General features: G+C 46.9%; 15 protein-coding genes. 1 reads left to right on the top strand and 14 read right to left on the bottom strand.

Annotated elements, in window-relative coordinates:
- From VIP81_RS33350 to VIP81_RS33295, 12 genes are all read right to left on the bottom strand, one after another.
- A partial coding sequence (locus tag VIP81_RS33350; RefSeq protein ID WP_331972565.1) for a glycoside hydrolase family 5 protein occupies positions 1-1,082 on the bottom strand: 1,082 nt, incomplete at its 3' end.
- Positions 1,083-1,144: 62 nt separating this feature from the next.
- Complete coding sequence (locus tag VIP81_RS33345) at positions 1,145-2,659, bottom strand: SusD/RagB family nutrient-binding outer membrane lipoprotein (protein WP_331972562.1); 1,515 nt, start codon at positions 2,657-2,659, stop codon at positions 1,145-1,147.
- 13 nt (positions 2,660-2,672) lie between these two features.
- Positions 2,673-6,095: a SusC/RagA family TonB-linked outer membrane protein gene (locus VIP81_RS33340; protein ID WP_331972559.1), complete on the bottom strand. Its 3,423-nt coding sequence runs from the start codon at positions 6,093-6,095 to the stop codon at positions 2,673-2,675.
- 148 nt (positions 6,096-6,243) lie between these two features.
- The gene (locus VIP81_RS33335) at positions 6,244-7,227 is read right to left on the bottom strand and encodes a FecR family protein (RefSeq protein WP_331972555.1); all 984 of its coding nucleotides are present in this window, start codon (positions 7,225-7,227) and stop codon (positions 6,244-6,246) included.
- 67 nt (positions 7,228-7,294) lie between these two features.
- Positions 7,295-7,807, bottom strand: coding sequence for an RNA polymerase sigma factor (locus VIP81_RS33330; protein ID WP_331972552.1), 513 nt, complete (start codon positions 7,805-7,807; stop codon positions 7,295-7,297).
- A gap of 259 nt (positions 7,808-8,066) precedes the next feature.
- Positions 8,067-10,517 (bottom strand): glycosyl hydrolase family 95 catalytic domain-containing protein, encoded by a 2,451-nt coding sequence (locus VIP81_RS33325; RefSeq protein ID WP_331972550.1) that lies wholly within the window; start codon positions 10,515-10,517, stop codon positions 8,067-8,069.
- 290 nt (positions 10,518-10,807) lie between these two features.
- On the bottom strand, positions 10,808-11,989 hold the full coding sequence (locus VIP81_RS33320) for an AGE family epimerase/isomerase (protein WP_331972548.1): 1,182 nt from the start codon (positions 11,987-11,989) through the stop codon (positions 10,808-10,810).
- On the bottom strand, positions 11,989-13,371 hold the full coding sequence (locus VIP81_RS33315; RefSeq protein ID WP_331972546.1) for an MFS transporter: 1,383 nt from the start codon (positions 13,369-13,371) through the stop codon (positions 11,989-11,991). Before VIP81_RS33315 ends, VIP81_RS33320 begins: the two co-directional genes overlap by 1 nt.
- 117 nt (positions 13,372-13,488) lie before the next feature.
- A complete protein-coding gene (locus tag VIP81_RS33310) occupies positions 13,489-14,415 on the bottom strand; it encodes a YihY/virulence factor BrkB family protein (protein WP_331972543.1) in 927 nt (308 codons plus the stop codon).
- 152 nt (positions 14,416-14,567) lie between these two features.
- Positions 14,568-14,864: a hypothetical protein gene (locus VIP81_RS33305; RefSeq protein WP_331972540.1), complete on the bottom strand. Its 297-nt coding sequence runs from the start codon at positions 14,862-14,864 to the stop codon at positions 14,568-14,570.
- Positions 14,865-15,089: 225 nt separating this feature from the next.
- Entirely contained in the window at positions 15,090-15,473 is a 384-nt protein-coding gene (locus VIP81_RS33300; protein WP_331972536.1) for a tautomerase family protein, read from the bottom strand.
- 3 nt (positions 15,474-15,476) lie between these two features.
- Complete coding sequence (locus VIP81_RS33295) at positions 15,477-15,863, bottom strand: cupin domain-containing protein (protein WP_331972533.1); 387 nt, start codon at positions 15,861-15,863, stop codon at positions 15,477-15,479.
- Positions 15,864-15,952: 89 nt separating this feature from the next.
- Here VIP81_RS33295 and VIP81_RS33290 point away from each other — a divergent pair, with 89 nt between their 5' ends.
- Positions 15,953-16,852, top strand: coding sequence for a LysR substrate-binding domain-containing protein (locus tag VIP81_RS33290; RefSeq protein ID WP_331972530.1), 900 nt, complete (start codon positions 15,953-15,955; stop codon positions 16,850-16,852).
- Positions 16,853-16,924: 72 nt separating this feature from the next.
- On the opposite strand, the gene VIP81_RS33285 is transcribed toward VIP81_RS33290, so the two are convergent.
- Both VIP81_RS33285 and VIP81_RS33280 read right to left on the bottom strand, forming a co-directional pair.
- Positions 16,925-17,626: a DUF3823 domain-containing protein gene (locus VIP81_RS33285; RefSeq protein ID WP_331972527.1), complete on the bottom strand. Its 702-nt coding sequence runs from the start codon at positions 17,624-17,626 to the stop codon at positions 16,925-16,927.
- 11 nt (positions 17,627-17,637) lie between these two features.
- On the bottom strand, positions 17,638-19,153 hold a 1,516-nt coding region (locus VIP81_RS33280), incomplete at its 5' end, for a RagB/SusD family nutrient uptake outer membrane protein (protein WP_331972524.1).

The following is a 19,153-nucleotide window of genomic DNA, read 5'->3' as shown; positions in this document are numbered from 1 at the left end:
CTATCCAGCCGGTCGAAAATAATTTTCACGCGCTGGTCGCTGCCGCCGGCTACACTGCGGGTATCGGTTACAATATCATACGCATGTGGCGCAAAAGCAATACCATCTGATGTTCCCAGCCGCTGCAGAAAGTCAGCGATATGTGTGCGTACGCCAAAATTAGCCGATACACTCGGCTCTATAAAAATCAATTGCTGTTGATTCACCGCGCGGATAGCAGCGGTGGCTTTTAAGAAATAAGGAATCAGCTGTTCGTTTTCAAAGGCAGCGTAATAAGGCGCTGGCCCTGCCACCAGCTGTTTGTACAATATGGTGTCATTCAGCTGTTGCATCAGTTGTGCTTTGCCGTCCTCCGTTACCCACAACTTCATTACTTCTTCCTCACTCAGTGCCGGCTTACTTCCCTGCGCCAGGGCATGCATAAAGGCTTCCAGCACTTTGCTTACATTACTCCCTATAAATGGCTCGTTCAGTAAATCAAAGCCTATCACCGCCCGCTCATTTGCATATCGCTTTGCCAGCAGGCCCCAGTTATGCACCAGGTGATCCTGAATACCGATGCTATCCGCTGCAGGCTTATTATGCCAGAAATTGTCGAAAGCCGTTTGTACGGCGGCACTCAAAAAATAAGAATCATCCCAGGCATCGGGATTGGCATAGTGTTCCTTGCCTTCATCGAGCGTGGCCCAGTCGGGTGCGCCATTACTAAATTTATTACTGTACAGATCCTGGTGCATATCCAGCAAAACGTATATGCCTTGCCGTGCCGCCCAGCGAACACGTTCATCCAGTTGTTGCAGATAGGCTTCGTTGATCTTTCCTGGCACGGGTTCCATCGCATCCCAGGTAACGCCGAGGCGAATACAGTTAATCCCCCACTGCTTCATTTTAACGATGCTCAGTGAATCATCCGCATAACGATACCCCTTCGCTTTATCTTTGTTCACAAAATTAAGTCCGTGTAAAATAACCTCGCGACCCGTACTATCTATAAATCGTGTGCACTTTGCCGTTAGATAAGGTGATTGCGCCAACAACTGCAGGGAGAGCAGCAGACAGCAGCCTGTTAAAAAAATTCGCATCTCAGTATGTAATGTCTTAAAAAAAGGGAGCGGTGATATACCGCTCCACTAAGGTCTGTAAATTATTTATCCCACCAAACCCTGGTCAGGTAGTTATCTGCTCCCTGTCTGGAAATAGCATCCTTCAGGTTTTTACTGTTGGAAGTATATTCTCCAATCGGATAAGTGAGGCGACGGGGAATAACGCCACTGGTGGCATTACCGGGATAGTTAACAGGGGTGAGTACCGGGTAACCGCTCCTGCGCCAGTTAGCATAAGATTCAATGCCATTCATAAACGTAGCGACCCAATATTGTTCATTAATCACCTTCAGCTGCGCATCGGTGCCAATGGCCGGAAACGGTTTACCTGTTTGCAGATAAGCCTGTGTCGCTGCGTTATCAATGGTTACTCCATACAGCGTTTGTTGTTGCATGGAGGCAGTTACTGCTTTGGTATAGTGTGTGCCCGGATCATCACCGGTCCAATGCCGCACCGCTGCTTCGGCGAGCATCAGCTCCACTTCTGCATAGCTCTGCATAAAAGACGGGGCTGCCAGTGGCAGAATCTTATTTACGTTGAAGGTAGAATAAGTAGAAAGGTCGTTACCACCGGGATAGGTCGCAAAAGAATTGGCATCCAGTCCGTTTGGCAGGCCCTTCTGGCTGGCGGGTGTGCTGTTGCCGGAGGGCAGCGACATATAAGCCGCGATCCTTGGATCATTGGTTTGTTTCAGGAAGTCAAGGAATGTTTTACTAATCTTGATGTCGCCCAGCTGCACCAGGTTAAACTTAAAGAAGGAATAACTGATAGGATTGGATTGATCCTGGTTGGGTCCTTCGTGTGGGAGCGTACACATATCACTATTGCCCTGCATAACACCACCGGCAATCGCTTTCTTTACCCAGGTTTCTGCAGCAGCAATATCTACTTTGGTCAGGCGCATACCTAAGCGCAGCATCAAGGAATAAGCCAGTCGTTTCCATTGAGGAATTTTTCCCTGGTATACCACGTCAGCCGCACCGAAGGTGGCTTTGCTATCATCAAATGAAGCGGCAGCTTCGTCCAGTTCTTTCAGCATATCGGTATAAATAGTCTGTTGCTTATCATACACCGGTGAGTAAATATTCTCTGTAAAACCTTTCCCTGCCTGGGTATAAGGCACATCACCGTATAAGTCGGTGAGCTGATGCATAATCAGCACACGCCAGATACGCATAGCCGCGTATTTGTTCACACTGGCCGGATCTGTTTTCACAGACGTCATCACCGCTTCTATATTTCTTGCTAATGCACTGTACTCGGTAGAAAAAAAGGTACTGGCATTATCACTTTGCAGGTATTTATCGCCCTGCAAATCATCGGTTTTAGTAGACGCGGTTTGTTGTACAAACATCATACAAAACCCGATACTGCCTCTTCTGACTGATTCCTGCCCGGGCGTCCACATTTGAATAGTCGTGAACAACGGCTCCGGCGCTACATTAGAAGGTGCATTCGGATTCACATTAATTTGTTCGAGGTTTTTGGTACATGCTACGCTGGTAAATAAAAATGCGCCTGTTACCGTGATATATTTGAGCAGATTACGTTTCATGATGACTGGTTTTTTAGAACTTTACATTCAGGTTAACACCAAAAGAGCGGGTGGCAGGAAGGGCCAGCATTTCAAGCCCCTGTACATTGCCATTGAGAAAGGTAGATTCCGGATCTACCAACGGTACCTTACTGTAAATAGTAAAAAGATTACGGGCCACGAAAGATACACTGGCATCATTTATTTTCACCCGGTTCATCCAGCTATGCGGCAGGTTTGCCCCCAACACTACCTGACGTAATTTTATAAAGCTGGCATCATATACAAATTCCTCTGTGATATTATTACCTACCCAGGTGAAGTAATCTTCTGAAGATACCGTGACTTTATTTTCGCCACCGGATTCTGTTACCCCTTTGCCGGTGATACCACCTTCGCGTCCTTCCAGTGTTTTCTTGTGCAAGCCGGCTACATAAGCGAGGTTGTTGGTACCCGAAGAAATTTTACCGCCAAATTTACCATCAATTAATACGCTGGCAAATACACTACCATAGCGGAATTCGTTATTAAAGCCCATACCCAGCGGCGCTACGCTGTTACCTAATTGCGCGATGTCGCCACGAACAGGAAAGCCCTGCGCGTTGAATACAATGTTACCCTGTTCGTCGCGCTTGTAGGTAGTACCGGTAATCACACCCAGCGGTTGTCCTACTATCGCATTGATGAATGCAGGAACGCCTCCGTCTGAATACAGACCGGGACGGCTTTGCTGCATCACGATCTGATCCTGTCCGTCTACCAGTGCCAGCACCCGGTTCTTGTTGTAGCCCAGGTTGAACGATATGTCCCAGGTGATTTTTCCGTGGCGTACAGGCGTACCCGTTAACAACAGTTCAATACCGCTGTTACGCATCTTGCCGGTATTCAGGCTTACACTACCGAAACCGGAAGTTGAACTGATCTGTGAGGTAAGAATATCATTGGAAGTAAGACGATTATACACCGTAAAGTCAATGCCTATACGATTTTGTAAAAAGCGCGTATCAAAACCCACTTCCCAGGAACGGGTCACCGCCGGCTGCAATAAAGTATTTGGAATACCATCAGAAGCCACATAAGCAGTAGGCTGGCCGAAATAAGTATTACCGAAGCCGTAGGAAAGTGCCTGTGAATAAGGGGCTACGCTGGCATCGCTACCAGTTTTAGCCCAGGAGCCACGGACCTTCGCATAAGAAAACCAGCTGGGTAATTTCACTGATTGCGACAGCACATAACTTAAACCAAACGAAGGATAAAAGATATTGTTGGTCTCTGGATTCAGGGTAGAAAACCAATCATTACGACCGGTTACACTCAGGAAGAGGTATTTATTGAATCCCAGTTCTACTGATCCGAATAAGGAATTGAATTGTTTATCTGATTTATCATAACTGCGGGATAATGTTTTGGTATTATTTACCGCGTAAAATCCGGGTACAATAAACTGGCTACCACCGGCGCTGGTGTTGCTGTAGGTGCTCTTCATGATGTTGCCGCCCACAAAAGTATTCAGCATAAAAGATTTGCTGAGTTCTTTATCGTACCCTATCTGTAGCTGTGAGTTGAATTCATTATCGAACCGTTGTCCAACGCCTATGCTGGGCGTGGCAATGGCGCCGCCTTCCGGATTAATACCCTGTGAAAAACGATACGCAAAATCGGTACCGGTGAGCAGGCGTACATATAAGTCTGGTGTAATGCTATACTTCAGATCGGCAGAAGCAATGAGGCGATCTTTTGTGTCGGAGCTCAGCCTGTTGTAGGCAAGAAAGTAGGGGTTACCAAAATAAATATTGTCGGAGAACAAATACTCTTTACCGTTGTCATCTACCCGGCGATCCTGTGTGCGCACATCCAGGTTGGTAGGCAGTAATTGCACAGCCATGTGTGGATTCCAGGAGAAGTCGCCGGAGTTAGGACGGTTCCTGGCTTTTTCATGAATGTACATACCATTCACTGACAGGGTCAGCTTATCGGCCAGGATGGCGTTGGCGTGGAGGGTATAGTTTTGGCGGCGCAGGCTGGAATTAGGCATCAGATCGTGGTTGTTCAGATCTGATACAGAAAACCGTGCATTTACTTTTTCATTGCCCCCAAATATAGAAACGTTGTTAGTAAAGGTATTAGCATCCCGGTAGAAATTTTTAACGTTATCCTTCACCGCACTATACGGACGTTTAACGCCATCGAATTGTACTACGGAGGAGCCATCCAGTTTGGCACCCCAGCTACCCGGACCTACTGCTTTAGCGGTAGCGGCGTCTTGTGGCGCCAGTCCCTGGGTACCTTGTCCGTAGTCATACTGAAAATCTTTGGTGTAAAAGATGGGCTTATCGGTGGTATAACTACCATTATATTCTACGCCCAATCCTTTATGTGCTTTACCGCTTTTGGTAGTGATCAGAATAGCACCATTGGAAGCGCGGGCACCGTACAAAGCCGCTGCCGTACCGCCTTTCAGCACCGTCATGGTTTCGATATCATCCGGGTTAATACTGGAAATACCATCGCCACCATCAGAGCCACCATAAAATACGGAAGTTTGACCGTAGGTATTATTCACCAGCGGCACACCATCGATTACATACAAAGGCTGGTTATTACCACTGATAGAACCGTTACCACGGATCACCACACGACTGGATCCCATGGAACCGGAAACGGGTTTTACCACGTTTACGCCGGCTACTTTACCTTCCAGGCCATTCGCGATGTTAGGCTCACGGGCTTTGGTAAAGTCATCTCCTTTTACGGTGGACGTGGCGTAGCTTAAGCTGTTCTGGTCTTTTCGCATACCCAGTGCCGTTACTACTACTTCGCTCAGGTTGTTTTTTATTTTCATCACTATATCCAGTGTAGCGGGCGTACCTTCTTTGATAATGATCTCTTTCTGCGTAGGTTCATAACCGATAGAAGAAACGATCACCACATACTTTCCGGGAGGGATACCATCGAGTTTGAAGTTACCCGCAGCATCCGCCACGGCTCCTTTGCTGATCTCTTTCAATCGGATAGAAGCACCGGGCAAAGCGTCTCCATTGCCGGCATCTGTGATACGGCCACTGAGGCTACCGGGTGGTACCTGCTGTAACACTTTATTAAAATCCCGGCCGATGGTGATATTGTCGTTGATCACATCGTAGGAATACACTGTTCCCGACAGCAGCCGGCTGAGGATCTGATCCAGTGGCGCATTCCGGAAAGCGGTATCCGGTGCAGCCAACAGCTGCAATTTCTTTTTATCGTAGGCAAAAGATAGATGGGACGCTTTTTCAAGATCTGTAATAGCCCCGGCTAATGACTGGCTGTGAAAAGCAATACTCAACCGCATGCCTTTCACTTTTTGAGCTGACCCGGTTTCCGCTTCCAGCAAACCTGCAGACACCAGCATAATTCCAAGGAAAATGGTTGACACCCTCATAATTTGTCGTGTAATTTCCTTAAAGTTTTTTTTCATACTTTTGGTGAGTTTAAATGGTAATAAAAGGCCCTTTAAATGCCACAGCTTTCATTTTCCATTCGACCGGCGGTGAAAGACTGTAACACTTATTAAACAGGGGCTGGTTGCACAGCTCCTGTTTCAATTAAGGTTCATATGTATCTGATTAGTATAGCGTAATGGTGCTGTCCTGTCTTTGATATTTTACCTGCTGTGTTCTGCAAATCATTTTCATAACGTCTTCAATCTTATTGGTATTCTTAAAAGTGGCCGTAAACGAAGCCTGTTGCACGACTTTGTTACGGGTGCTTAGTTGATATCCATATACATTCTTTATCATGATGGCTAACTCAGTGAAAGAGGCGCCATCCAGGCGGATGAGGCCCTCCTTCCAGTTACCCATTTGAGCAGCATCTGACTCCAGTATACTGGCCTTTTGCGTGTTTCGGTTCCAGTTCAGTTGTTTGTTTTCCGTGAGGATACCCAGTGGCTGTGCATCCCGTACTACCTGCACTTTTCCGGTGGCTACGCCGATGCTCACTTTATCCAGTTGTGCATAGGCACGTATGTTAAAGGAAGTACCCAATACCTGCACATTGAGTTTATCTGTATGCACAATAAAAGGGCGTTGTTTATCGGGGCTCACATCAAAAAAGGCTTCTCCATCGGTGAGCCAAATTTCCCGGTTAGTGGCTGAAAAGGCCACCGGATACCGCATACTGGAATTGGCATTCAGCCATACCTGGCTACCATCTGCCAGGGTAAGCTTCGTCATTTTCCCGGAAGGCGTAACAATATTCTGCCAGGCCATGGCCGGCGCCGTAGCCACGGTATTACGTTTCAACAACCATCTATATAAGGGAAATGACAACAGCAGTAAAATAATGGCAGCTGCGGCGCCATATAACCAGCGGCGATACAAGGGCACTACCCGACCATTGGTATGCCCGGCGGCTTCCAACGAGCTTTCAATACGTGCCTGTAAACGCTGTGCTGCCGCCTGCTCCGCTTCCGGATTGGCAAACGGCTGCATGCCCGCGTGGGTCGTATCGAAACGGTCATACCAGGCATCCAGCTGCGCTTTTTCGGCGGCCGTTAGCTTGCCTTGCTGGTACTTTTCCAGTAAATCGTGTAGCAAATCGTCATCCACTGAAAATCGGTTTGACTATATACACGTATAAAAAAGAAGGGAGTACTATGCTTACGGAAAAAATATTTCAGGTATAGTCTGTCAGCGCGGTACGTACCCGTTTCAAGGCACTGCTGATCTGGTTTTTAACTGTTTGCAGGGAGATGTTTAACTGATGGGCAATTTCATTATTCGGTAAGTGCTCCTGCCTGCTGAGCAGGTAAATGGCTTTCATTTTTTCCGGCATCCGGTTCACTTCTTCCATCACCAACGATTCTACTTCATGGTGCAACAATGTTTCGTCACTGTGGAGCGCAGAAGAAGTTTCCGGCAACACATCTCCGGATTCCAGTTGTGGTCTTACGGCGGCTTTGCGGTAATTATCGATAATCCGGTTTTTGAGCGACTGGTGGAGATAAGCGCGGATAGAACCATCTTTTTCCAGCACTTCCGGCGAATGTAACAATGACAGGAACAGATCATGCAACACATCTTCCACGTCGGCCGCTGAACGCAACCGGCGAAAAGCTGAAAGATAAAGTTCCTTCCAGTAAAGGGCATACACCTCCGCTATGGTATACTTGCTGTCCTTGTTGCTCACTGTTAATCGATTGGTAATTGTAAACTAAATCTACTAATAATGTTGCGGAACAAAAAATGTGCGATTTTTTGTCTTCCCCAGGATTATACTGATTATAATGATTTTCCCGATTTTTACTTTTTTGATTTTTTGATTTTTTGATTTAAAAGATGAGGGAAGATGAACGCGAATATTTCCGCATTCATCTTCCCTCATCTTTTAAAATATAATCAGGAAAATCAGTATAATCAGTATAATCCTGGGGAAGACAATATCCGCGTTATACCGCTATGCGATAGCTCATACCTTTCTTAGTATTAAAGCTCAGCACGCCGTTTTTATAAGTATGCGGTACCGCTACGCCATTGCGATCCTTTACCACAGCGGTTTGTGGCAGCAGCAATTTGCAGGCAACACCACTACCGGAGTGGATATTTATAGTTTGTACTATTTTGTTTTTCCAGTTAAAATCTATTACAAAATCATTTACAGCGCGCAATCCTTTAATGCGACCCGCTGCAAACTGTTCACCATCCGGCAATGCAGGCAAGAAGCGGATAATATTTTCCTTACCATGGCTCTGTAGCAGCATTTCCGATATACCGGCAGTAGCTCCCAGGTTACCATCTATCTGAAAAGGCGGATGTGCGCAAAACAGGTTAGCATAGGTGCCTGCACCGGAACTCATGCTGATATCGCTACCGGCAGCAGCGGGTACCCATAACTCTTTCAACATTTTATAGGCGTGGTTGCCATCGCCTAAACGGGCCCAGAAAGCCACTTTCCAGGCGCGGGACCATCCGGTAGCGCCATCGCCTCTTCTGATCAACGTTTTTTCGGCTGCAGCAGCCATTTCCGGCGTATCCCAGGGCGTAATTTCATCATAAGGATACAAGCCATATAAAGGAGATACATGGCGGTGATGCGGGTCTGCTTCTTTATAATCTACCAGCCATTCCTGTACGCCACCGGTAGTGGGACTGATTTGATTCGGCGCCAACCTTCCGAGTACTATCTTCAGGCTATCGGCCCAGGCCTGATCTGTTTGCAGAATACGGGCTGCTTCGAGGTTAGCCCCCAGCAGGTCCCTGCAAATTTGCATGTCCATGGTAGGACCCATACAGGTTTGTCCTTCCTGTCCGTCCGGCAGTATATAAGAGTTTTCAGGAGAGTTGGAAGGCGCTGTTACCAGCCATTGATGAGACGGTTCGGTAATCAGGATTTCTTTAAAAAAAGTGGCTGCTCCTTTTAATACGGGGTATACTTCCGCGAGGAACTTTTTATCGTGGGTGTACTGGTAATGTTTCCAGAGATGGGAAGCCACCCAGGCGCCTCCTGTTAGGGCAGATCCCCAACCGGCGCCTTCGCCCGGAGAGGTAAAGCCCCAGGGATTATTGATCACATGGGCCATCCAGCCATCTGCATTATAATAGGTGCGGGCAGTACGCGCGCCATATTTAGCCATTTGTGCAGCCAGCGCGAATAAGGGCTGGTGGCAGTCGGACAGGTTAGTAACTTCCGCAGGCCAGTAATTCATTTCTACGTTGATGTCGAGGTGATAGTCACCGTTCCAGGGCGTCTGGTATTCTTCTGCCCACAATCCCTGCAGATTGGCCGGCATACCGCCGTTGCGGGATGAGCTGATGAGCAGGTAACGACCAAAGTTAAAATACAGCGATACCAGCGACGCATCTTTTTCGCCCTGCTGCAAACGCTGCAGGCGATCAATGGTAGCCATTCCCTTTACTTCGTTATTGCTGTTATCGGTGAAAGACAGCTGGCAACGGTTAAAAAAGGAAGTATAGTCCTTTACATGTGCCTGTACCAGTGCTGGCCAGGATACCGCAGCGGCTTTGGTGATGTCTGCCACCGTTTTCGGCATAGGGTCTCCTCCCGGAGTTTCTACGTTAGGCCAGTTCAGGTTGGTATGGGCAGCAATCAGCAAAATGCATTCGTCTGCGCCGTTGATCGTCAGCTGATCCTTATTTTCTGTTCTGGTACCGCCTTTGGACATCACTTTCAATACAGCAGCATACTTCACACCCTCATCCCCATTCCCTCCGTTTAAAGTACCGCTCATGGCGATGGCGCCGTTTACGAGTTTGATATTAGCCCGTTCTTTACGGTATAATCCTGTGGTAAACGACAGGCTGCCTGGTTTGTTGGCCACCAAACGTACCACCGTTACCTGCTGAGGAGCGGATACCAGTACTTCTTCTTTATAAGTTACCCCATTTTTTTCCCAGCTCACCGTGCTGATAGCACTATCCAGTCTCAGCTGACGTTGATAATTACGTATAGCCGACACCGTATCTTTCCACTGAATGAAGAGATCTCCCAGGGTTTGATAACAACCAAATTTTACGTTAGCACCGTTACCACTACCAGATCCTGGCCCCTGGCAGATAAAATATTGCTGCAGCACTTTCTGTGCTTCAATATTTTTCCCCTGTAATAATAGCTGCTGAATTTGCGGAAGGTAGGCCGCCGCCTCCTTACTATCTGCATCCTGGATGCCTCCCGACCACATAGAAATTTCATTCAAAACAATTCGTTCGCGATTGGTATTTCCAAATACCATGGCGCCTAAACGTCCATTGCCCAGCGGTGCAGAAGCCGTAAAATGACGGGCCGGTTCGCTGAAACGTACGGTCACATCAGATTGCGCCGATAACGTTAATGCGCCCAATAAAAGTGCAGTTTGTAATGTGGAATATATCTTGCAGTTCATATGCATCAAGATATATAAAATTATTATGCAGCGGGAGTGCAAATGACGAATTGCGAATTGGCCATTAAAAAAAGTGAATACAGTATTAAAAGCGGATTTTGTCTTTGTTCAGGATTATACTGATTATACTGATTTTCTGGATTTTGTTTTACAGGATTTAAAAAGATTTTTAGAAGATATCAGCGAATCTAAATTTTTGGTATAAGATTTTACATCTTCCAAAAGCAGAAAAATAAAAATCATCAAAATCAGTATAATCAGTATAATCCTGAACAAAGACAAAATCCGCGTTATCCCAGTCGCTTTATCCCCTCCAGGCAAGCCCTCGCATTATGATAGGGGCATTTCCACAAACCGGCTTTATCTTCTTCCATAACGCGGTAATCTTTATACACCCCCCAGAACCACTCTCCATTGGCTTTGTCAATAATATGCTGCTCAATGAAATGCCAGGTGTTGACCGCATGTTGCAGGAATCGCCCCTGCGGCTGCAACTGCCAGGCATGGATAAAACCAACCAAGGCTTCGGCCTGCGGCCACCAATGTTTTTCGGCGATCATATGACGCTGAGCCGTTTCATATTCGTACCACAAGCCACCATCCTTATCCAGTCCGCCTGTAATAGTAGCATTGGTCATTACCAGCGCCAGTTCCCGGTACCGGGCTATCAGTGTTTCGTCCTGGATAATTTCAGCGGCTTCCGGCAATAACCAGCTGGCTTCCATATCGTGTCCATAGGAAACGTTACTACTTTTTACGGTCCATTGTTCATCGAAGAACAAATGCAGATGCCCGCTTTTTTTATCAATTATTTTATCATAGAACAGCCGTAGCAGGCCTTGTATCTGGGTACACAATTTTTCATCCGGCCAAATCGTATATAGGTTAGCGTAAGCTTCCACTACGTGCAGGTGTGTGTTCATCGTCTTTTTTTCGTTGGCATCTTTATCGCTCAACCGCAGATCACTGATCTCCTGCCACTCCCGTGTAAATGCTTCACAATAGCCACCATGAACCGGATCAAAGCTATGCGCTTCTATACTTTGGTAGAGCTCAATCGCCACAGCCAATACCGCTGCATCCTGCGTTACTTTATAATATTCGCTGTAAGCATACAAAGCAAAGGCGATGGCATACACTTGTTTCTTTGTCTCTGCCGGCTGCCCGTTTTCTGCTACCGTCCAGTATACGCCGCCATAGGTAGCATCGATGAAGTGTGCAGCGAAATAATGGTAAGCCTTGTCGGCCATTGCCAGGTACAGCGGATTCGCGCTGGCATTATAAGCCGCCGCAAACGTCCACAGGATGCGGGCATTGAGTACCGCCCCCTTCACAGCGCCGGGTAGGGGTATATTGTCATTTCCCAGTTTACCGTAAAATCCGCCATGGGCTTCATCTGGCATGTATTTCGTCCAGTACGAGAGGATGTTGACCAATTCCTTTTGCAGCGCTGTTTTTAAAGTGGGTTGCATTAGTTTCTTCTTTGTTTCAGTTCGGCAGAAATAGTAGCAATACGTGTTTCAGAAAGCGGATACATGGCAATGAATACAATAGATAGTATAGACCCTATGGCCGGCAAAAAACTAAGCATTAATAAAATACCGTGTTGCGCAGCATCTGCCTGTATTTCGTTTGCTTTAAAACCAAAAGCGCCGAGCAGCCAGCCCGTGAGCGCTCCGCCGATCGTCCATCCAAACTTCTGCGACATAGAAGAAGAAGAGAAAATGAGTCCTGTAGCACGGCGACCATTTTTCCATTCAGAGTAGTCCGCGATGTCGGCGTACATAGACCATAGCAGTGGAAAAATAATGCCTGCACATACACTGATCAGGAACTGGAATATAAAGATGAGAGCGAGTTGTCCTTTTCCTAACCAGTAAAACAGGATGCTGAATACAGAGGCGATCAGCATGGCACCAAGGTAAGTATTTTTCTTACCTATCTTATTGCCTGCCGGTGAGGCCAGGATCACGCCGAGGATATTGGCTCCTTGTCCTACCATGAGATAAAGCGTAGAATAAGTAATATGCATGCTTCCTAACGTAAACGCCTCTACGTTTTGTATGTAGTATTTAAAATAATAAAGGGTTGCGCCATCGCGGATGGAGTTAAAGATCAGCGCAGCAATACCAGCGCCCAGCAAAATCCACCAGGGTCTGTTTTTACAGAGATCCCGGATATCATCTTTCAGAGCGGCCGGATCTTCTTTAATAGCTTGCACCCGCTCCTTTACCCAGGCAAAACAGAGCAGGAATAACGTGACGCAGATAACAGCAATCACCGCTACACCCAATTGCCAGCCACGCTGCAGATTCATGACGCCGGTACTGGTTTTACTAAAGAAATTGACCAAGGGTTCAATTAATGCCAATGCGATAAAGCTGCCTCCAAAAGCAAAGGCCATCCTGAACGAGGCCAATGTATTCCTTTCTTTACCATCGGACGAAATGACCCCTAATAATGACGCATAAGGTACGTTGATCAGCGAGTAGATCATCATCATGGCAGAATAGGTGATATAGGCATAGATCAGTTTACCGGAAGCGCCATAACCCGGCGTTGTAAACGTGAGTACCCCGATTACCCCAAAAGGAACAGCCATATATAAAATATAGGGTCTGAATTTGCCCCGGCGGGAATGGGTTCTGTCGGCCAGGGAGCCTACAACCGGATCAAAGAAAGTGTCCCAGATGCGGGTGATCAGGAACATGGTTCCTACCGCCGCCGCAGCGATGCCCATCACATCTGTATAAAAAAACAAGAGGTACATACCAAACAGCTTCCAGAACATAGAAGAAGCCATATCTCCAAAGCCATACCCTACCTTTTCCTTTAACGTAATTTTGTTGCCCATAGGTGGATTTCTACTTAAAATTGGTTGATCCTGCGATTAGCAAATCTATCTCTATAATAGGCAATTTTTATAATACTTATTTATCTATTCAGGGTGCTTTGTTATCAAATAAAAGTATTACTCTTCTGCTATCGTAATTTCATAACGACTGGCATGCTGCAGGGGCTGTATTGGGCGGTCGGTGCGGGTTCCCCAGGCGTCTGTAAAACACGCTCCGAAATAAAAGATCAGGGAAGAATAAAACATAAACAGCAGGAGTAAAACGGTAGATGCGGAAGCGCCATAGAGGCTGTTGATACTGCTGTACGTCAGCATTACCTTCAGCACCGCTTTTCCAATATTAAACAGGATGCTGGTCACCAGTGCACCGGTAAGTCCTACTTTCCAATGTGGGCGCCCGTTGGGTAAAAAATGGAAGACCAGAAAAAACCAGATCGTAACAATGATAACAGAGATGACATAATTGAGCGCACTATCATAATAAATGCCCAGCGCGGGGGTATACAGGAGGATGTACTTGCCTAGAAAGGTGCGGGCAGCTTCGGCCACCAGGTCGATGATAAATAATACGCCGGCAAAAACAATCACCAGCACGGCTTTTAACCGTGACAGCATGATCTGCCCGAAGTTTTCTTTATGAGTGGCTTTTACTTTCCACAATTCATTGAGTGAACCTTTGATAATTTTAAAAAGTGTGGTGGCCACAAACAATAAAAAAAAGAAACCCGCAATAGCAATGATCCAGTTTTGCGCAATGCTCCGGAATGCCCGCAATGTTAGCAGGATCGCTTCGGTGGTTTCCACGCCAAACATGCCTTCCAGCTGCGACATCAGCCGCTGACCCGGATGCTCTATCCGGAAAATAATACGCAGCAACTGTATCATAATAATAAGAATAGCCGGTAGGGCAAAAGTGGTAAAAAATGCCGTGGCCCCGGCCATCCGCAGCGGATCATTCGCCTGCAGCTCTTTATATGCATCTTTAAATGACAGCAGAAATAACTGCCAGCGGGGTAATATTTTCTCTGTTGTAACCGTTTCCATGCCTGCCCGATTATCAGGCAATTTACTGATTAATTTCCGTTGGTGCTCATCCGGAGGATTTTCGACTGCGATATTTGTCAATTAAAAAACCTTGCTGTAAAACAGCAAGGCTATTAATCACTTAACAGGGGTAGTACATACAGGGTGCGTGGCTAGCCGTTCGGAAGTCCTTTAAAAGGAGGTGTTCTGAAAGGTACCCATTCAGCAATTCTCTCGATGTTTTCCTCAATGGAGGTTAATCTCAGGTCCACCAAATCGAACCTGTGATCAATTTTTTCTTCCATTACATCGAGTCTTTCATCCATGGCGTCGAATTTTTCATCCATAGCGTCGAATCTTTCATCCATAGCGTCGAATCTTTTGTCCATGACATCGAATTTCTCATCCATGACATCGAATTTCTCATCCATGACATCGAATCGCTTATCTACGGCATCAAATCTCGCCAAAATCTCCTGTAAAGCTTGTGTTTCCATATACTTTAGAAAATTTTAATTCCTCAAATTTAATACATATTTAAAACCGACAACCATCAAATATCAGATATTTTTTATCACACTATCATCTAACAAAACCATTTCTCAACCTGACTTTTTGTCGATCAAAACAAGCGGATCTTTTATACAATTTTCTTATTTTCTATGAAAAAAACTGACAGCTAAAATAACATGAGTTTACTCTACCATCTGGGCAACACCTCCGCCAAATGACCAACCGGCCAAATCATTCTCCAGCAGAATAATGACCACATCATCTCCACTCACGGGTGTGCTGGCGCCTATGCGGGAGGCAATACTTTTATACAGTGCCTTTTTTTGTTCCACCGTTCTGCCGGCTCTTGCTGTAATACGTATGTACAACAGGTTATCGGTATGTGGTACATTAAAATAACTGGCCGGATAGAGAATGTCTCCGGGTTGCATGGTGTGGATCACCTGGAAATAATCATCTGCAGGGATATTGAAATGTTCCTGCAGGCTCTGATGTACCGACAGCGAAATATCTTTTTTATTCTCAGCGCTGAGATGATGGCCGAGATAAATTTGTACAAAAGGCATAATTTATTTTTTAATGATGATAGCAGGTTGATCTTTCTTTAGCAGGTACAGGGCTACGAAGGTGGCGGGTTTATCGTCGTGTGCATTTTTGAATACCGTAATTTCTTTGCCGGCAGCTTCACGAAAAGCGTCGCCGGTATGCAACAATACGGCCGCCTCACCTGCTGGCTGATATTGTATTTCCCCGGATACGATATACCCATATACTTCACATGGATGGTGATGCACCGGGGCGCCCTGACCGGGAGCGAGGGTAATTTCATCCATACGTACTTCTTCTACACCGGTTACCGGTATTATTTGTTGCAGCAGTTGTTTACGGGTCGGAGGCGTTTGGGCCGCAGCACTGCCTGACAGTAGTATAGACATGATGAATAGTAATTTTTTCATACAAAAGAAGATTTCACTGCAAACTTACCAACGTTTCATACATTTGCAATATTGAAACATCTAACGATACACTTTAATAAAACTAAAGTATGATAACAGATCTGCTGGAACTGGATTTGTTGCGCACATTTGTGTTGGCAGTAGATCTGGACAGCTTCGCCCGGGCTGCTGACCAGGTGGCCCGCTCCCAATCGGCGGTAAGTTTGCAAATGCAGCGACTGGAAGAGATCACGGGGCAGCAGCTGTTTTTAAAACAGGGCCGCGGCTGGCGACTCACTGCCAACGGAGAAATCCTGCTGGGCTATGCCCGGCAAATGCTGGACATCAACCAGCAGGCCATTGCCGCCCTAACGGCTACGCAGATAGCAGGAAAAGTAAAACTGGGACTCCCCGCAGATTTTGCAGAAAGTGGTCTTCCGGTGGCACTGGCCCGCTTTGCGGCCATTCACCCACAAATGGAAATTGAAGTAACACTGGAACGCCAAGCCGTGCTGGCACAGTTGCTGCAAAGCGGCAAACTCGATGTGATTATCTCCTTTGGAAAAAATGCGCCGGAAGAAGCCATGCCCATAGGCACGCTCCCTATCAGATGGATAGGTGGCGCCGATAGCACCGTGGCATTGCAACAACCTTTACCGCTCTTGTTATTTGAAGCCCCCTGCCTGTTCCGTACTACCGGGTTGGCAGCACTGGAAAAAGTAAAACGTACCTGGCGCCCAGCCCTCACCAGCGGCAGCGTGGCAGGTATGTGGGCGGCTGCTCAAGCCGGATTGGGCATTACCATCCGTACGGAAATCGGCCTGCCTGCCGGATGCAGGGTATTGACACCCTCCAGCGGACTTCCTCCGTTACCGGATGTTGCGGTGTTTATGCTGATGCGTAAAAAAACACCTTCTCCGGCTGTAAAACGGCTGATCGATATCCTCCACGAAACTATCACTACGCAACTGAACGATCTTCGTAAAAGGGCTAAAAAGGGCGTTAAATAACGTGCGTAATAATCACCGGACATAGAAAAGCCCTCCGGAAAACCAGAGGGCCGTGTCAATATTCATCATCCTTTACAAGGCAATTTCCTGCACAGGCGAGTAGATCATATCTTCTACACCTGCAATTTTTAATCCTACACGGGCAAAGACCGTTTTCTGTTCGGGTACCAGCGTGGGCACATCTACCTGCAAACTAATACCCGCAGGATCTGTAATACTGCCACCACCCAAATCTCTCGTGGCAATACTGTTCCGCCCATCCACAAACTGTGTTTTACACACATACAGTGATACCCGCTCTATTCCACGGGCATTGGCATCTTTAATGATCTGCTCTGCGCCAAATGTAGCGGTTACCGTTCTACCCGCCGCCACAAACTTTGGCGTACGGATCATGTAGTAAGGCAACACCTCGATGTCACGGGTGAGATTACCCGAAATCGTTAACGCAATGGTATCTGAATTCGTGGTTTTGTCAATCAGCGAACGAAAGGGTCCCTGCGCGCCCGGAATGATCAGCTTATAATTGGCATTGAACAATAATGCCGAAAATTTTCCATCCTGGCTGATACTAACGTTAATGGGCGTACTTTTTCCCCAACCTGGCTCCCATAATTCGAAATACACATCGTTGTAACTTACGTTGATCGGCTCCCCCTGGTATACCAGCCGGCCGTTGAACGCACTGGAAGGCGCTTTATAATTATCTTTTTTGCAGGAAGCGGAAAAGATCACCGCCGCCATTAATATCGCATACTGAATACTAGTTTTCATAATACATCGCTTTACTGGTTAGGATTCTTCACAATTTTCGGGTTGTTATTCCTGATATCATCCCCGATCGCCGCATAGTAATTACCAAGGCGGAATAGGTGTGCGGAAGTAACCGCCCCCGGCAATACCTGTTTAAAGATATACTTGCCGTTATTCGGACTTCCCGGATCGTATACTTTGTACGGCCACAAGGCAAACACTCTCGTGCTGGACTCATCGCTTTTTCCCGGCTGCGTAGTCAGACTTGTTTTCACACCATTCCATACCTTATGCGCCAAACGCCAGCGTTTCATATCCCAGAATTCGTGTCCTTCAAATGCCAGCTCTACTTTTCTTTCATGCACAATCCGATCGAAAGTAATGTCTGCTTCCGTTAATGGGATTTTAAATCCGGCTCTTTCACGTACCTGGTTCATATACCCGGCAGCTACTCCGCGCTGTCCCAGTTCAAAGGCCGCTTCTGCCGCGTTGAGCAATACTTCTGCATAACGGTACCTGATCCACCATACTTCACTCTGCGTGCCAATACGACCGGAACCAACCGTTGGGTCCATATACTTCCGGATGATAAAGCCCGACTGCGCACTGAATTCGAGATTATTCACCGGCCCATCGTAACCTACTACCTGCACATCCGGACCATTGGGTTCCAGTTTGCCTTTGGCGCCGAAGTTATCGCCGGTAATGATCCTTCCATCTTTCAAGATATACCCCGCCCAGATATCTACTTTCTTATCTTTAAATTCAGATCCGGGTAAAATAACCGTAGCGGCTAAACGTGGATCTCTGTTGGCAAACAAGTCCTGCGGATCGTTGTAATAGGCATATCCACCGCCGGGGGCATTGGTCATCAGCGGCGCAAAGGTGTTGTCCAGTAATTCGAACGACTGCACCAGGTTCAACGAAGGATTCAAACGGCCTCCTTGCTGCTCTTCTGCATTGGAACGCGGCTGGCTCCATAACGTCCACGGCTGTACGCGGCCACTCTGCAACTTAAAATCTTTGGCAAAAATCACCTCCGGATTTGATCCTTTATCGATAAAGAGACTGATAAAATTCTGCGTAAGATTATCACTGTTCTTTTTATACAATGCATAGTTGCCACTGTTAATCAGCTCCTGCGCAGCGCTCAGGGCAGTGGTATAATATCCGTTGGCAGCGGTCACCGGAATCCCCACTTCTCCACCCGATAAAGATACCTGCGGCGTGGTAGCGCCATATTTTGCAATCGCACCGGCATATAACGCAGCCCTTACTTTGGTAGCCAGCGCCAACCCAACGGTAGCGCGGGTTTTACTGATCGGACTGGAAGGCAGGTATTGCTTCACACTATCCATCTCGCTGATCACAAAATCATATATCTCGGATTCCTTTGCCCGCGCATGTTGCAGGTAAGCAGGATCGCCCTGATAATCATATTCCATGGGCTGCAGGATCAGCGGCACACCGCCCACTCTTTTTACTTCTTCAAAATAAACAGCCGCTCTCAGATACCGTGCTTCTGCAATGAACCGGTTCTTTACATCT

Origin of the sequence: Chitinophaga sp. (assembly GCF_036566945.1) — a bacterium.
Taxonomy (GTDB): domain Bacteria; phylum Bacteroidota; class Bacteroidia; order Chitinophagales; family Chitinophagaceae; genus Chitinophaga.
The sequence above is the reverse complement of the archived record's forward strand: the minus strand, read 5'-3'. Positions and strand labels throughout refer to the sequence as shown.

Coding starts and splice junctions, on each gene's coding strand:
- VIP81_RS33300 (WP_331972536.1), bottom strand. CDS start 15,473: ATGCCTTTTGTACAAATTTATCTCGGCCATCATCTCAGCGCTGAGAAT.
- VIP81_RS33325 (WP_331972550.1), bottom strand. CDS start 10,517: ATGAACTGCAAGATATATTCCACATTACAAACTGCACTTTTATTGGGC.
- VIP81_RS33320 (WP_331972548.1), bottom strand. CDS start 11,989: ATGCAACCCACTTTAAAAACAGCGCTGCAAAAGGAATTGGTCAACATC.
- VIP81_RS33345 (WP_331972562.1), bottom strand. CDS start 2,659: ATGAAACGTAATCTGCTCAAATATATCACGGTAACAGGCGCATTTTTA.
- VIP81_RS33310 (WP_331972543.1), bottom strand. CDS start 14,415: ATGGAAACGGTTACAACAGAGAAAATATTACCCCGCTGGCAGTTATTT.
- VIP81_RS33315 (WP_331972546.1), bottom strand. CDS start 13,371: ATGGGCAACAAAATTACGTTAAAGGAAAAGGTAGGGTATGGCTTTGGA.
- VIP81_RS33295 (WP_331972533.1), bottom strand. CDS start 15,863: ATGAAAAAATTACTATTCATCATGTCTATACTACTGTCAGGCAGTGCT.
- VIP81_RS33340 (WP_331972559.1), bottom strand. CDS start 6,095: ATGAAAAAAAACTTTAAGGAAATTACACGACAAATTATGAGGGTGTCA.
- VIP81_RS33290 (WP_331972530.1), top strand. CDS start 15,953: ATGATAACAGATCTGCTGGAACTGGATTTGTTGCGCACATTTGTGTTG.
- VIP81_RS33285 (WP_331972527.1), bottom strand. CDS start 17,626: ATGAAAACTAGTATTCAGTATGCGATATTAATGGCGGCGGTGATCTTT.